Here is a 14137-nt window from a genome sequence, read left to right as displayed (position 1 = left end):
GCCGTGCGATCGCAACTAAAGCCCTTAGAAAACGTCCATTTGGAATAAGCTGGACCGCCTACTTTGGTATGTGCTTTGTGCATACCAAAGTAGGCTTTTCTGATGACAGTGCACCATGGGACTGGCAGAAAAATTCTCACAGCGCTTTGCGCTTGAATCAGTCACGGCTGTTTTTGTGAGAGTCGCGCTCCGCGCGACTCTCACAAAAACCAGATTTTAAGCGCTTGAAAAGCGCTGTAAAACAACAAAGTGTACGGCACGAACCACCATACACCTTCATGGGAAATAAATAAGGCCCTACTCGACCAGGTGATGATCCATCGCAAACCGTACTAACTCAGCACGATTGTTCGTCTCGGTCTTGCGGAAAAGGTTGCTCACATACTTCTCAATGGTGCGAGGGCTCAGATGCAGGCGATCGCCAATCTGAGCATTGGAAAGCCCATCGGACAGCAAGCGCAAGACCCCCTTCTCACGAGTAGTTAAGCCAAGGGCGATCGCCACCGCCATATCCCGAGCGGCGTTAGGGGAGGATGCAGTGTAGTTGTCAGGGGACAGGGGAGCAATTTCAGTAGGGGTGGAGAGCGATCGCATGCGCCATTCGGCCTCGATCAATTGCGATCGCTCCAACAGATTGCGGACTACAGCTCCTAATTCTTTCAGATCAAAGGGTTTCGGCAAGTACACATCACAGCCGAGTTGATATCCCCGAATCCGTGATTCGGTTTCGTGATGAGCCGTCAAAAACACCACTGGAAGCAGGCGAAACTCCGGCTTCTGGCGAATCTGCCGAACTAGCTCAAACCCATCCATGCGGGGCATGGCAATATCAGTCACCAAAAGATGGGGGCGATATTCCTCGACTAGCTTCAGGGCTCGCTCGCCGTTCTCCGCCATCAATGTCAGGTAGCCCGTTAGTTCAAGATAATCGCTAATCGAGAGCCGGGTTCCCAAGTCATCATCTACCACTAAGACTGTTAAGGGCATGGCATCTGGATTCAGCCTCCAAGTCTAAATTTATTATCGCAAGAATTCCCGTAAAACTAAGGGAAAAGATCCAGTTTTAGGTAGAGGTAAGCTGGCCTTCCTCTAGGTCACACTACAAAAATGGGTATGCCGTGTCTGGGCGTCGAGGATGCGCCCTGTCAGGACGGGCAAGAAACTGCCACACGTCCCTGTCAGTGGATTCGGCTTCCGGCTTCCAATAAGGAAGTTAAAGACGATGGTCATGGTAAATAAACTTTCCTCAGCCCATAATCCAATCCGATCATCAGATCGATTGATATGATAATCGTGAGCGATTGTTTACGTTGTGTGACGAACCGGCACCTTTTTTAGCAAGCAGCTTTGCAGAAAGTAACAGCAAAGACCGTCTTCTTAGCTGTTGGGCGGCTCCAATGAGACTCATCCTCAATTCTGGTGTAGGAGTGTAACAGGCGTGCAAAACAGAGAGAATAGCACGGGTACCAGTTCTCCCCATCGCCCCCCGCTAGAGCCAATTCGCGTGGGGGTTATTGGTGTGGGGAATATGGGGCAGCACCATACTCGCGTTCTCAGCTTGCTGAAAGACGTCGAACTGGTCGGTGTATCCGATGTCAACGTTGAGCGGGGGCTCGATACCGCCAGTAAGTACCGTGTCAGGTTTTTTGAGGATTATCTTGACCTTTTAGACCACGTAGATGCCGTCTGTATTGCAGTTCCCACGCGCCTCCACCACAGTGTTGGAATGACCTGCTTACAAGCTGGGGTACATGTGCTTATTGAAAAACCCATCGCTGCCAGCATTGCTGAAGCTGAATCCCTTGTCAATGCTGCTGCTGCCTCGAACTGCATCCTTCAAGTGGGCCACATCGAGCGCTTCAACCCGGCCTTTCAAGAATTGAGCAAGGTGCTCAAGACCGAGCAAATTTTGGCTTTAGAAGCTCACCGCATGAGCCCTTATTCTAACCGGGCGAATGATGTATCGGTGGTACTTGACTTAATGATTCACGATATTGACCTGCTGTTGGAGCTGGCTGCTGCCCCGGTGGTAAAACTCACCGCCGCCGGAAGCCGTGCCTCTGACTCGGGCCACCTCGATTACGTAACTGCTCACCTGGCGTTTGCGAACGGCATCGTTGCAACGGTGACCGCCAGCAAGGTAACCCACCGTAAAATTCGTCAGATTACGGCTCACTGTCGTAATTCCTTGACCGAGGCAGATTTCCTCAACAACGAAATTCTAATCCATCGCCAAACCACCGCCAATTACCGCACAGATTATGGTCAAGTGCTTTATCGCCAGGATGGTTTGATTGAAAAGGTTCACACCAGCAACATCGAACCCCTCCACGCGGAGTTAGAACATTTTGTTCATTGTGTTCGGGGGGGAGACCAACCTTCTGTTGGCGGTGAGCAAGCGCTGAAGGCGCTGCGATTGGCTAGCTTAATTGAGCAAATAGCGCTAGACGGCCAGGTCTGGGAGTTCCAAGAACCCTCTACCCTTCAATCGGATCTCTCGACGGTGATGGCGGGATAGGACTTACGCATTTGTGTTATGGGTGGGGTGCTTCGCCCCCCACCCATAACACAAATACACTACGGATAGCGGAGCGTAAGTCCTGAAGGAGCTGAAATATTCCAGAAGTAAGAATTCCGGCGTTCTCAACAAAAACATCCCGCCATTCCAAAATCTCCGCGTAGAATGGGCTAGGAATTATGGCCTTTCGGTGTTCTCACTGAGGGTGTTTTTCTAGAATTCGTTCTTTCGTTACTGCTACCCATGTGGAGCCCTGGTCGGCGAAATGCTTCTAAACGGCAAAGCCGAACGTCTAAAACAACGCCTTCTCCTGCCCCTGCATCCCCCGGTTCACCTCGGGTGAAGCTGTGGGTGCAGTCGCGCCGTGGACGCGCAACATCCCCACCTGAGGGACCTAACCCTGAGATCAGTCCTCCTCGCCCTCGGGTGCAGGTACTGGTTTCTCAGCATCATCAACCTTCCACCTCAGAATTTTTTGAAGGCAAGCCGGATCTAGAACCCGAGCCTACGGATACCACCTCTCGCATTCGCATGATGGTGATTCCTAAGGATTACAGTAAGCGGAATGCGCTAATTTCGGCCATACTTGTCAGCTTGCTGTGGACAGGGGCTGGAGCCCTGGTGTTTGGTGGAGGATGGGTTGCCCTTCAGCTGGTCGTGAACCCGGGTTCTGTAGGATGGTTGAGTTGGATGTTTCCCGAATGGAGCCGTGAGGCCGAACGTTACCAACGGGATGCACCCAAAACGCTAACAGAACTTAAAACGTTGGCTGAAGAAGATGGTTTGATGCTAGGCCAACCTTTGAACTTGGCTGGGGATGCCAACGGTGCTAGAGATGGAGATTTGCTGATTCCAGTTTTGGGGCGACCTTCAGGTTGCCAGGAGGCTGCTTCCTGTAACCGTATTCAAGAATTGCGAGTTTATCATCGGGAGCCGGGCCGAGATGCTCGATACCGTTTAGGCGATCGCCTTCCCATTGACGGCCCGGACGAATTTTTCGTAACGGCTCCTCTGGTACAGGTCACCGCAGCAGGACCGGGCTCTGACCGTGCACTGCCGATGGACGCCCTGGAACCGTTCTCGAATGCCCCTTCTAACGGAGGTGTTTGGTTTACTCTGAGTGGGGTATATCAACCGGGGCGCGATCGCATCCGATTCGGGTATGTCGGCTGGTACGATCCCCGCTGGCGGCAATTGCGACTGGTCCTGCCTTGGACCAGCCCTGCTGGTCAAATGCCTCAATGGAAGCCCATTACAGGCGGGGGTAGTCCGGAGTTATTAATTGATCAGACCATTGGTCTAGAGCCAAGCTTTCGGGTTTATCAGTTAGCCACAGCTACCCGCGAACAACCTATTCGGCTGAATGAGATTTCTCTTCAGCAGACTCCCATTGATAGTTCTGGCTACGACAATGCATTATTGCTGGCCCGCCAGGGCCTCTGGTCTCCAGCCCAGGAAGTGCTCAGCTCGATGAAAGAGCGGTGGGGTAAGCGTTGGCCCGCCTATGCTCAAGCTCAACTAGATGTGGTGAAGCTGCACGCCGATGTCACCCAGAAAAATGCGGACCGCGACTGGGCTAATCCGAGTGAAAAGCTGATGGCTCAAGTGATTGATGGTCGTTGGGAACTGGCCTGGGATGCTTTGATGAAAGGGCTCAAAGATGGGGATGAGGTAACCCGGCTATTGAGCCCGGAGTCTCGCCAATTGTGGCAACGGGTCAACACGGCAGCACGGCTCAGCCGCGATCGCACAGCAGTACGGCAGTGGGCCAGTCTCATGCAATATATGCGGCAGGGGCGAGGGGCGGCGATCGCCTGGCTCCAAGGGCAGTCTGGGACTACCCTGGTCAACCGATCCCTCGATTCTCAAAACCGTCGCATTCTCCAACAGCTTGATGAAACCCTGCTGAATCAGACCGAACAGCCTGCGGTAGCCAATCGGTTTTACGGTACCGCTACTCCCATTTCTTCTCCTGATCCACGCAACTGGCAACAGCCCAATGGCACACCACCTGACCCAGAGGCGGCGACCCAGTGGTATCGGATCCAGCTTGTGGGGGTCTATCAGGGTCAGGGATGGGAGCGATCGCCCTTTCCTTCTCTCCTCGGACCCACCGTTACCCCTCGCTACCTGTGGAATCAGTTGGGTTTCCTTCAGGAATCGAACCTGCAACTGGTCGCTTGGGATTTAGCCGGAGAACCTCAAAACCGTTCGGTGGTTGTTCGGGCTCTGCGCTGGAGTAACGGTGTAATTGAGCTGCTGGCTTCCGGAGAACCCGTCACGGATGCTCCCTCTAGCCCATTACTGGCCTACACCAGTGCCGCCTTCACCTGGCAAAATCCGCGAGGCAGCACTCGCCTGCAAGATCTGGCTCTCCAAAATCCGGCGGCGGCCGAAACGCTGGCTCAGGAATTGCGCACGGAACTTCAGGCTCATTCCAACCTATCCACAGATAATGAAGTGCGGGAAGGAGACGCTCCCTTTTTTGAACAGGGTTCCTGGCTGGTGAACTCTATCGACTTAACCGGGGATGGTCAGATGGAGACCATTTTGAATTTGCAGCAAGAGAATTCAACGACTTCTCCGACCTCTCCCCGAACCCTTGTCTTTTCTCCCGAGGGTAAGTTGGTCTATAGCGAACTGAGCCGTAATGCGGGCCAGCAGATGTTGGCGATCGCGAACACCCCAGACAACCCGCTTCCTCTTCTGATTACGCGTCAAAACAACACCTACTCTCTGCGCCAATGGTCATCTCAGCGTCAGAGGTTTGAATAACCCTTTCCTGTTGAATTTTGCGTGTGCTCCGGGCACGCAAAATTCAACACATTAAAGAAAATTGTTCGCTTCAGATTTTTTGCTCTATCGTTTGTTAGACCCAACCCGCTGCATTCACCTTGACTGCTAAATCTCCCGCGCCACGTAACCGCACATTGAAACTGACGGATGAGGAGCGATCGCACTATCGTCAACGGCTCCTAACGTTGCATCAGCCCGCCTCTGCTGATGAAATTCTCAACCGTACAATTTGCCAGGATTTATTGGATGTGTTGCCCTGGCTTCCCAATCAATTTGTCGATTTGTTGGTGATTGATCCGCCTTATAACCTCACGAAGCGCTTTCGCCAACAGGCTACCCGCCGTAAACCCCTGACTGATTACCGGGAGTGGATCGAAACCTGGTTTACGCCTCTCATGCGAGTACTAAAACCAACGGCATCGGTTTATATCTGTGGAGATTGGCAATCTTCCTTAGCCATTTATGAAGTCGCGTCCCATTATTTAGTGATTCGCAATCGCATTACCTGGGAGCGGGAAAAGGGCCGCGCTGCCCGGTCTAACTGGAAAAATAACGCTGAAGATATCTGGTTCTGTACGGTGTCGTCTAACTATTATTTCGATCCGGAGGCTGTGAGGTTGCAGCGACGCGTGATCGCGCCTTACACCGACGCAAGCGGCAACCCAAAGGACTGGAAACGCACATCACACGGTAATTTTCGCCTGACTGCGGCCTCTAATTTGTGGACGGACATCACAGTACCCTTCTGGTCAATGCCCGAAAACACCGACCATCCCACCCAAAAACCTGAAAAACTGATCGCCAAACTGGTTCTTGCTAGCACACCTTCTGGGGCTGTAGTGCTCGATCCATTCCTTGGCTCGGGCACCACCTCTGTTGTTGCCAAGAAACTCGATCGTCACTTCATCGGCATCGAAATTGACGAATATTATTCCTGCTTAGCGGAGAAACGCCTGCACCTGGCAAATCAGAATCGAGGAATTCAGGGATATCGCGATCGCGTTTTCTGGGAACGTAACAGCCAACCCTACACTTGTTCGGATGGTTCTCAATGTTCTTAGGAGGTTTCTGCATAAGAATTTATCCAGGATGTTGGTGCTTTGCCCGCGAAGCGGGCAAAGCACCAACATCCTGGGGATAATTTCATTGTTGGAAATCTCCTTAAAGCGAAGCCCAGCCCAAAAAGAGTAGAGTGAGAGCAACTTTCGCATTCCCTCTTTTTGGCACAAAAAAGGGTTAGCTCAAGACCAACCCTACTAAACCCATATTCAGCAAAATTGCAAATAAATTCCGAAGCAGGCACTTCTCAACAGTGCCCCCAATATTGATCAGCTGTCACTTTGCTTGCTAGCAGTTTGAATGTAAAGAATTAGCAAGAAAACGGTCGGAACAAGTACAAACAAAAGACTTGCTACAAAACCCAAATCATTAACAGGCATTGAACCCAGCCTCCCAACCTAAATCTTGTGAATCAAAACTACGTTCCAGAATATCACCGAGTGCGCCGTCACTGGCAACTGAGAGTTTTTATCTGAATCTTTTTCAGAAGCCAGAGATATTCTGACTTCTGAAAAAGGTTGTTTAGGGCTTGGTATTCACGGTCACTGGGCCATTTACCAGGGTTTGGCAGGCCAGTCGATAATTGTCTGGCTTTTTCTTGAGTTTACGATTCTCAACATCCGTGCGGGGAGATAGGTTTTCCATCCCTTCTACCACTTCAATGACGCAAGTGCCACATTGGCCGTAACCACCGCAGTTCATCATCTTGCCCATGAAAGTATAGAGGTCGATGCCATTCTCCAACGCTCGCAAGCGAAGATTGGCCCCACTGGCCGCTACGACTTCCTTATCTTCTTTAAGAAACTTAATTGAAGGACTTCCTGCGGGCTTGGTCTGAGGTTTTTCCATAATTACGGGTGTTTCCTCCACTGCCGTCCCTTCCGTAGGCAGCGACTCGGTTTCGGAACTTTGAAGATTCGACATGGGAAAAAATACCATCCTCTACTTCAACGGCGCACTTGCATTCAAGTATGAACGCTAGTTACACTTTTTCATACACTTTCATTTTTACAACGTACCGTCAAGCTGTCGAAGGTTTAGAGCCTCTACAGAGAGGTAAAGAACTTTATGTACAGACGGGCAACTTTAGGAATGCCTGATTCTGGTAGTCTTACTAGTATCTGGCAGCTTACATAAATAAAGGCTCAAGAAGGCGTTGAAATCATTGAATTTAGGAGGAGCGTAGTCGATGGGACTACCCTGGTATCGCGTACACACAGTCGTTCTGAATGACCCCGGGCGATTGATTGCTGTACACCTGATGCACACCGCTCTGGTCGCCGGTTGGGCAGGATCTATGGCTCTTTATGAGCTGGCGATCTTCGACCCCAGCGACCCTGTGCTGAATCCCATGTGGCGTCAGGGGATGTTTGTTTTACCCTTTATGTCTCGTCTGGGTGTGACGGGCTCCTGGGGTGGCTGGAGCATTACGGGTGAAACTGGTGTGAACCCTGGCTTCTGGTCATTCGAAGGTGTTGCCGCTGCTCACATTGTCTTGTCCGGTCTCCTGTTCCTGGCTGCCTGCTGGCACTGGGTTTATTGGGATCTGGAACTGTTCAGAGACCCCCGTACCGGGGAACCTGCTCTGGACCTGCCTAAGATGTTTGGTATCCACCTGTTTCTGTCTGGGCTTCTCTGCTTCGGCTTTGGAGCGTTCCACCTGACCGGTCTATTTGGGCCTGGGATGTGGGTGTCAGATCCATACGGATTAACAGGCTCCGTTCAACCGGTTGCTCCGGCCTGGGGGCCAGAAGGGTTTAACCCCTTCAACCCAGGGGGTGTTGTGGCCCACCACATCGCCGCTGGGGTCGTCGGAATTATTGCGGGTCTGTTCCACCTGACGGTGCGTCCACCGGAGCGTCTCTATAAGGCTCTGCGGATGGGTAACATCGAGACGGTGCTGTCTAGCAGTATTGCCGCTGTGTTCTTTGCTGCCTTCGTGGTAGCTGGAACCATGTGGTATGGCAGTGCTACCACCCCGATCGAACTGTTTGGTCCTACCCGTTATCAGTGGGATAGCGGCTACTTCCAGCAAGAAATCGATCGCCGTGTGAAAGCGGATCTGGCGGATGGCTCTTCTTTAGAAGATGCTTACGCTGCGATTCCTGAGAAGCTTGCCTTCTATGACTATGTGGGCAATAACCCTGCGAAGGGTGGTCTGTTCCGCACTGGCCCCATGATTAAAGGTGACGGTCTGCCCGTAGCCTGGTTGGGTCACCCCGTGTTCAAAGATAAGGAAGGCCGCGAGCTGACCGTTCGTCGTATTCCTAACTTCTTTGAAAACTTCCCCGTTATCCTGACGGATTCTGACGGTGTGATTCGGGCTGATATTCCTTTCCGTCGTGCGGAATCGAAGTACAGCTTTGAGCAGGTTGGTGTCAGTGCAACCCTTTATGGTGGTGCGCTGAATGGTCAAACCTTCAACGACCCCGCTGAGGTTAAGCAGTTTGCCCGTAAAGCACAGTTGGGTGAAGTGTTCGAATTTGACCGGGAAACCTATGAGTCTGATGGTGTATTCCGTACCAGCCCTCGTGGATGGTTTACCTTCGGTCATGCTGTCTTTGCTCTGCTGTTCTTCTTCGGTCACATCTGGCATGGGGCTCGTACCCTGTTCCGCGACGTGTTCGCTGGTGTAGACCCCGACCTTGCAGAAGAGCAAGTGGAATGGGGTTACTTCCAGAAAGTGGGTGACAAGTCCACCCGCCGTAAGGAAGCTGTCTAAGACAGTCTCATTTGATCTTTCGTGTGCAATGCACACGAAAGATCAACCCTTTTTGCAGATTTCTATTCAGCAGCACAGGAGAGTCTGACATGGAAAGCATTATCTACGTTCTGTTGTTGACGGCTGCGATCGCCACCCTGTTCTTTGCGATCGCCTTCCGTGAACCCCCCCGGATTACCAAAAAATAGGATTTTTTTTCGACGGTACTCATTCGTTAAAATTGAGTATCCATTTCAATAAATTGCAGTACTATGACAGAGCCAAAGGTTAACACTTTGGCTCTTTGATCTATATAATTTCGGTGATTCGTTCGAGCCCTTCCCCATTGCTTTATTAGAATCGCTCAACTTGGCTTCTTCCAGGGGTTATTACAAATGCGCTGTCCGTTCTGTCAATTTCCAGATAACCGAGTACTTGAATCTCGCTCTGCGGAGTCGGGGCAGAGTGTGCGGCGACGGCGAGAGTGTCTAAGTTGTAATCGTCGGTTTACGACCTATGAGCGGATCGAGTTTGTCCCCGTTACGGTGATCAAACGGAACGGCGATCGCGAATCCTTCGATCGCTCCAAACTGCTCCGAGGTATTATGCATGCTTGCGAAAAAACAGGCGTCTCTACGCTTGATATAGAACCGCTCGTAGATGAAATCGAAGCTGAACTTCAGCAACGGGCTGTGCGAGAAGTTCCCAGTAACGAAATCGGTGAACTGGTATTAGACCGCCTGCAACATGTTAATGAAGTAGCCTATATTCGGTTTGCTTCGGTCTATCGTCAATTCAAGGGGATTCGAGATTTTGTAGAAACCCTGAATCACCTCGAAAGTACAAGCCAGCAAAGGCCTGAGCGAGATTTAGATTCGTCGGAGGTTTCGTCCAAAAGCCAGAATGGGGTGGGCGATCGCGAAGTCCCCTCTTCCCCCGCGGCCTGGTAGTAATATCTTGATTCCATACAAAACCTCAGTTCGGGATAAGCTGAAGTGCTCATTTTGGCGTGCGCAAAGCACACGCCAAAATGGGCGTTTTTGAGTGCCGCGCAACGCGTGGCACTCAAAAACGCTCTTAACCCGAACTCAGGTTACGAAGAAGGGGAGCAAAGCTCCCCTTCTTCGTATGGAATCGGGATATAGAGCTCTAAAAAGAAATTTTTCAGCATAACCTCAAATTTCTTGAAAAACTTACCCCGTTAAGGGGGTATTCCGGATGCATTTAATTGGGGTATGATATATCTTCCAGGGTTAATCATTACATTAGACGCATTCTGCCTGTGCCTTGATCAAGGGTAAAGGTAGGTGCTGCTGAGGTTTGCCCGCGATGTCTAGCCACGCATAGACAGGAGAAAATCCCTACGGAGACAAAGTCTAGGAAACGTTAGCATGGTCAATCAGCAAAAAGCAGATATTGGTTTTACTCACGAGGATTTTGCTGCCCTTCTCGACAAATACGATTATCATTTCTCCCCTGGCGATATCGTTGCAGGGACAGTATTTAGCCTCGAACCCAGAGGGGCACTGATTGACATTGGTGCTAAAACTGCCGCCTACATCCCGATCCAGGAAATGTCGATTAATCGGATCGAAGCTCCGGAAGAGGTACTCCAGTCCAATGAGACTCGCGAGTTTTATATCCTGTCCGACGAGAACGAAGAAGGCCAGTTGACCCTTTCCATCCGCCGCATCGAATATATGCGCGCTTGGGAACGGGTACGGCAACTGAAGGCTGAAGATGCAACCGTTCGTTCCAGCGTGTTCGCTACCAACCGAGGTGGTGCACTGGTACGGATCGAAGGGCTGCGCGGCTTCATCCCTGGTTCCCACATTAGCACCCGGAAACCGAAGGAAGACCTGGTGGGCGAAGAACTGCCCCTCAAGTTCCTGGAAGTGGACGAAGATCGCAACCGCTTAGTACTCAGCCATCGTCGTGCGCTGGTTGAGCGTAAGATGAACCGCCTCGAACTTTATGAGGTGGTAGTGGGTACGGTTCGGGGTCTGAAGCCTTATGGTGCCTTCATTGATATCGGCGGTGTCAGCGGCCTGCTGCACATTTCCGAAATCTCCCATGATCACATCGATACGCCCCACAGTGTGTTCAATGTGAATGATGAAGTTAAGGTCATGATCATCGATCTGGATGCCGATCGCGGTCGGATCTCGCTGTCTACCAAGCAGTTGGAACCCGAGCCCGGTGATATGGTGAAGAATCCTCAACTGGTATACGACAAGGCTGAAGAGATGGCCACTCGTTACCGTGAGAAGATGCTCCAGGCTCAACAACCCGCTGACCTGGTTGTTGAAGAAGACGTAGAAATCGATGCGGTGGCGGAAGAAGAACCCGTCGGCGCAGCGGAATAAGCGAACTTGTTAAGCTGAAAAGAGGGGAGCTTCTCCCCTCTTTTTTTATTGATTTTGAATGTGCAAAGCACATTCAAAATCAATAAAAAAGTTGCAGTATAGGATGGCCCCAGATCATGACACAACCTAATTCTCAACGGTGGGACCCAGGTCGATTTATCAAAACTCTCTGGTTCTTTGATGCCATTCCCTTTCTCAAAGGCTGCCCCTTGCTGCAGCAATGGTTAGGGTATGGCGATCGCCCCTCTTCTACCGTGCAAAGCCCCAATCCCCTTCAGAAACAATGGCAGCCCAGACATTAATAGACTTTTCCCAGGATGTCTTTACGCAGGTAGGTATGTGGGGAGCTCTAGATGATGTGGTGATGGGTGGCGTCAGCCAGAGTCGGGCGCAGGTAGGCGATAGTGCTCTACTTTTTACTGGGGATGTTTCCACCGCTAACTCGGGAGGATTCTCATCAATTCGCACTCGAAACTTTGAGCGTCCATTGGATTTGTCAGGTTGGAATGGAGTAGAACTACAAGTCCGGGGAGATGGCAATCGCTATAAGCTTTTCATCCGAGGAGAGGAACGGTGGGATGGTGTTGCCCACGCTCATTCCTTCGATACGACTGCTGGGGAATGGCAAACGATTCGGCTACCATTCCGAGAGTTCGTCGCGGTTTTCCGAGCAAAAACGGTAAGCGATCGCCCCCTCGATACCTCTCAAATCTATGCATTTCAGCTCATGCTTAGCAAGTTTGAATATGATGGGGAACTTAATCCACGATTCACGCCAGGGGCATTTCGATTGGAGATGCGATCGCTGGCGGTTTACCGCTAAAGCCCGAATGAAACAGGATTAATGTGATGGATACAGCATGAGACATTGCATCCATTTGATGAATCAGGTTAGATAAGTATTAAAAAAGAGGGGGTGGATATGCAATCCACCCCCTCTTTTCATTTGGATTTACCGAACATTCTGAATTGGATCCAGACTACGGGTAAACATGTCAGTGAAGATACTAAGCACTGAACGCTTACGAATTTTGATGTTAGCCGAAACCGACATACCAGATTGCAACTGCAATTCTTTGCCGTCAACCTCCAGGGTTTGGCTATTCAGTTCAACCTTTGCAGGGAAGCGGTAGAACTGATGAAGCTGATCAGGAGGCAGAGCATCATCACCAATTTGGGTAACGACCCCTTTAATGTCTCCAAATTCGCTGAAGGGGAAGGAGTCAACCCGAACATCGACTTCCATGCCTTCCCTCACAAAACCAATGTCCTGGTTTGTGATATAAACTTCAGCTTCCAGACCATTGGCAGGTACAACCTTCAGGATAGGTTCCTGATTGTTGGCGACAAATCCAATACCCTTTGCCTTCAGATCAAACACTGTGCCATCTACGGGAGCCCGTAACTCCTGGTACTCCAGAGTCAGCTTGGTCTGACTGAGCTGGCTATCAATTTCAGCAGCCCGCTTATCGTTTTCAACGATAACCTTGTTGATCTGGCTATCGATGTTAGCAATTTGCTTTTCGTTTTCTGCGATCTTCGAGAGCAGATCCGTACTGGTGAGGGCGACCGTATTTGAAAGCTTTTCTTGAGCCTGGGCAATTTGTACGCGCAAGCGGCCTGCCTCTTGCTCCAAACGTGTTACCTCAGCCTGGCCCTTCATGGCTTCCTGCTGCTGCCGCAACACCTGAATTCGGGCTAACGCACCTTCTTCTACCAGAGGCGCAATGTCCCCCAGAATGTTCTCATCGATAGCGGCTGTCTCACGAGCCACCGCGAGTTGGCTTTCGGCCTGGACTAGCTGCTGCCGGAGCTGAGCAACTTCGAGTTGAGCTGCGGCCGTGCGGGAGGTGGCTTCCTGTTGCCCCGCTTGCAAACGGGCAACCTGTTCTGGGCTTAAGTTTTCACCCGGAGCTAAACCTAATTGAGCGCGGTACATCCGGTTTTCTTCTAGCAGGCCGGCCCGATTAGTGGTGAGAGCTAAAACCTGGGGAGGAATAGTTGCCGCAACGGATGTAGGCGCTGCTACACCGCTCATCTGACTGCGATAGAAGGCATTTTCCTGAAGGAGGGAATCGCGGATTTGTTCCAGGGAACGTAATTGCGCGGCCGCTGCGGTGGGATCAAAGCGAATCAGCACCTGGCCTTTTTTCACCTGGTCGCCTTCCTCAACCAAAATTTCTTTCACAACTCCACCAACGGGAGCCTGAATGGCTTGTACAGAGGCCTGGGGTTCAAGCTGCCCTTGGGCGGGCACAGCTTGCTCAATCTTGGCTAACCCTGCCCACAGCACAGCAAAGCTACTGACGCCCACGATGGCCCACACGATCGAACGTGACCATACCGAGGGCTGTTGAAGTATTACTGCCTGGTCATAGGGAGCAGGCTTGGGTTTATGGGGAGTGCGTGCTCCCTCATCGCCCATGGGGGCATCCCCATTAACCGGCATGACCAGGGGCCGTGCGGTAGTTCCATTCGAACCCCCATTTTGGGAATTTCCGTTGGGGGCACCGTTTCCGTTTTGGGTTTGAAGTTGCTTCATGGTTCTGGGGAGGAGCTAAAGTTCATCGTCCCAGTCGTCATTAGTCTAGCGTGTAGGTTCACTAGACTCATGACAACTGGCTATCTCTTCATCTTTCCTTAGCATTGTGTAGTCAGCGTTCCCGGTGGAGGAGTGAGGATTGCGATCGCCTTTCC

At 51.3% G+C, this 14137-nt stretch carries 14 protein-coding genes; 10 read left to right on the top strand and 4 right to left on the bottom strand.

The window, feature by feature from the left end; all coding sequences use genetic code 11:
• Positions 1 to 297: 297 nt before the first annotated feature.
• Positions 298 to 987, bottom strand: coding sequence for a response regulator transcription factor (locus H6F91_RS23635; RefSeq protein ID WP_190772754.1), 690 nt, complete (start codon positions 985 to 987; stop codon positions 298 to 300).
• A 120-nt stretch (positions 988 to 1107) separates the two neighbouring features.
• On the opposite strand from H6F91_RS23635, the gene H6F91_RS28385 reads away from it, so the two are divergent.
• The 4 genes from H6F91_RS28385 (at position 1108) to H6F91_RS23620 (ending at position 6375) form a co-directional block, all read left to right on the top strand.
• Entirely contained in the window at positions 1108 to 1239 is a 132-nt protein-coding gene (locus tag H6F91_RS28385; RefSeq protein WP_277874452.1) for a hypothetical protein, read from the top strand.
• A gap of 199 nt (positions 1240 to 1438) precedes the next feature.
• Entirely contained in the window at positions 1439 to 2518 is a 1080-nt protein-coding gene (locus tag H6F91_RS23630; protein ID WP_347280078.1) for a Gfo/Idh/MocA family oxidoreductase, read from the top strand.
• Positions 2519 to 2761: 243 nt separating this feature from the next.
• Positions 2762 to 5293 (top strand): hypothetical protein, encoded by a 2532-nt coding sequence (locus H6F91_RS23625; protein WP_190772755.1) that lies wholly within the window; start codon positions 2762 to 2764, stop codon positions 5291 to 5293.
• A gap of 119 nt (positions 5294 to 5412) precedes the next feature.
• Positions 5413 to 6375 carry a site-specific DNA-methyltransferase gene (locus H6F91_RS23620; protein ID WP_190772756.1) on the top strand — a complete coding sequence of 321 codons (963 nt, stop codon included), beginning with the start codon at positions 5413 to 5415 and terminating at the stop codon, positions 6373 to 6375.
• 267 nt (positions 6376 to 6642) lie between these two features.
• On the opposite strand, the gene psbM is transcribed toward H6F91_RS23620, so the two are convergent.
• The gene (psbM, locus tag H6F91_RS23615; protein ID WP_190770130.1) at positions 6643 to 6753 is read right to left on the bottom strand and encodes a photosystem II reaction center protein PsbM; all 111 of its coding nucleotides are present in this window, start codon (positions 6751 to 6753) and stop codon (positions 6643 to 6645) included.
• A 142-nt stretch (positions 6754 to 6895) separates the two neighbouring features.
• The gene (locus tag H6F91_RS23610; RefSeq protein ID WP_190770165.1) at positions 6896 to 7222 is read right to left on the bottom strand and encodes a 2Fe-2S iron-sulfur cluster-binding protein; all 327 of its coding nucleotides are present in this window, start codon (positions 7220 to 7222) and stop codon (positions 6896 to 6898) included.
• A gap of 340 nt (positions 7223 to 7562) precedes the next feature.
• Here H6F91_RS23610 and psbB point away from each other — a divergent pair, with 340 nt between their 5' ends.
• From psbB to H6F91_RS23580, 6 genes are all read left to right on the top strand, one after another.
• Positions 7563 to 9095: a photosystem II chlorophyll-binding protein CP47 gene (gene psbB, locus H6F91_RS23605; RefSeq protein WP_190770131.1), complete on the top strand. Its 1533-nt coding sequence runs from the start codon at positions 7563 to 7565 to the stop codon at positions 9093 to 9095.
• 89 nt (positions 9096 to 9184) lie between these two features.
• Entirely contained in the window at positions 9185 to 9283 is a 99-nt protein-coding gene (locus H6F91_RS23600) for a photosystem II reaction center protein T (RefSeq protein WP_190770132.1), read from the top strand.
• Positions 9284 to 9469: 186 nt separating this feature from the next.
• The gene (gene nrdR / locus H6F91_RS23595; protein WP_190770133.1) at positions 9470 to 10024 is read left to right on the top strand and encodes a transcriptional regulator NrdR; all 555 of its coding nucleotides are present in this window, start codon (positions 9470 to 9472) and stop codon (positions 10022 to 10024) included.
• A 441-nt stretch (positions 10025 to 10465) separates the two neighbouring features.
• Entirely contained in the window at positions 10466 to 11440 is a 975-nt protein-coding gene (locus tag H6F91_RS23590; RefSeq protein ID WP_190770134.1) for a 30S ribosomal protein S1, read from the top strand.
• A 116-nt stretch (positions 11441 to 11556) separates the two neighbouring features.
• On the top strand, positions 11557 to 11742 hold the full coding sequence (locus tag H6F91_RS23585; protein WP_190770135.1) for a hypothetical protein: 186 nt from the start codon (positions 11557 to 11559) through the stop codon (positions 11740 to 11742).
• The gene (locus tag H6F91_RS23580; protein WP_242035949.1) at positions 11724 to 12263 is read left to right on the top strand and encodes a CIA30 family protein; all 540 of its coding nucleotides are present in this window, start codon (positions 11724 to 11726) and stop codon (positions 12261 to 12263) included. The genes H6F91_RS23585 and H6F91_RS23580 overlap by 19 nt, the downstream gene beginning before the upstream one ends.
• Before the next feature lie 129 nt (positions 12264 to 12392).
• Here H6F91_RS23580 and H6F91_RS23575 read toward each other — a convergent pair whose 3' ends face one another.
• Positions 12393 to 13982: an HlyD family efflux transporter periplasmic adaptor subunit gene (locus H6F91_RS23575; RefSeq protein WP_190770137.1), complete on the bottom strand. Its 1590-nt coding sequence runs from the start codon at positions 13980 to 13982 to the stop codon at positions 12393 to 12395.
• Positions 13983 to 14137 lie beyond the last annotated feature (155 nt).

It is taken from the genome of Leptolyngbya sp. FACHB-8, from assembly GCF_014695575.1.
GTDB lineage: Bacteria > Cyanobacteriota > Cyanobacteriia > Elainellales > Elainellaceae > Vacuolonema.
The sequence above is the reverse complement of the archived record's forward strand: the minus strand, read 5'-3'. Positions and strand labels throughout refer to the sequence as shown.

Bases quoted from the DNA above. Each gene is read 5' to 3' on its own strand.
- H6F91_RS23585 (WP_190770135.1), top strand. From the start codon at position 11,557: ATGACACAACCTAATTCTCAACGGTGGGACCCAGGTCGATTTATCAAA.
- nrdR (WP_190770133.1), top strand. From the start codon at position 9,470: ATGCGCTGTCCGTTCTGTCAATTTCCAGATAACCGAGTACTTGAATCT.
- H6F91_RS23635 (WP_190772754.1), bottom strand. From the start codon at position 987: ATGCCCTTAACAGTCTTAGTGGTAGATGATGACTTGGGAACCCGGCTC.
- H6F91_RS23575 (WP_190770137.1), bottom strand. From the start codon at position 13,982: ATGAAGCAACTTCAAACCCAAAACGGAAACGGTGCCCCCAACGGAAAT.
- H6F91_RS23625 (WP_190772755.1), top strand. From the start codon at position 2,762: ATGTGGAGCCCTGGTCGGCGAAATGCTTCTAAACGGCAAAGCCGAACG.
- H6F91_RS23580 (WP_242035949.1), top strand. From the start codon at position 11,724: ATGGCAGCCCAGACATTAATAGACTTTTCCCAGGATGTCTTTACGCAG.
- H6F91_RS23590 (WP_190770134.1), top strand. From the start codon at position 10,466: ATGGTCAATCAGCAAAAAGCAGATATTGGTTTTACTCACGAGGATTTT.
- H6F91_RS23600 (WP_190770132.1), top strand. From the start codon at position 9,185: ATGGAAAGCATTATCTACGTTCTGTTGTTGACGGCTGCGATCGCCACC.
- H6F91_RS28385 (WP_277874452.1), top strand. From the start codon at position 1,108: ATGGGTATGCCGTGTCTGGGCGTCGAGGATGCGCCCTGTCAGGACGGG.
- psbM (WP_190770130.1), bottom strand. From the start codon at position 6,753: ATGCCTGTTAATGATTTGGGTTTTGTAGCAAGTCTTTTGTTTGTACTT.
- psbB (WP_190770131.1), top strand. From the start codon at position 7,563: ATGGGACTACCCTGGTATCGCGTACACACAGTCGTTCTGAATGACCCC.
- H6F91_RS23610 (WP_190770165.1), bottom strand. From the start codon at position 7,222: ATGGAAAAACCTCAGACCAAGCCCGCAGGAAGTCCTTCAATTAAGTTT.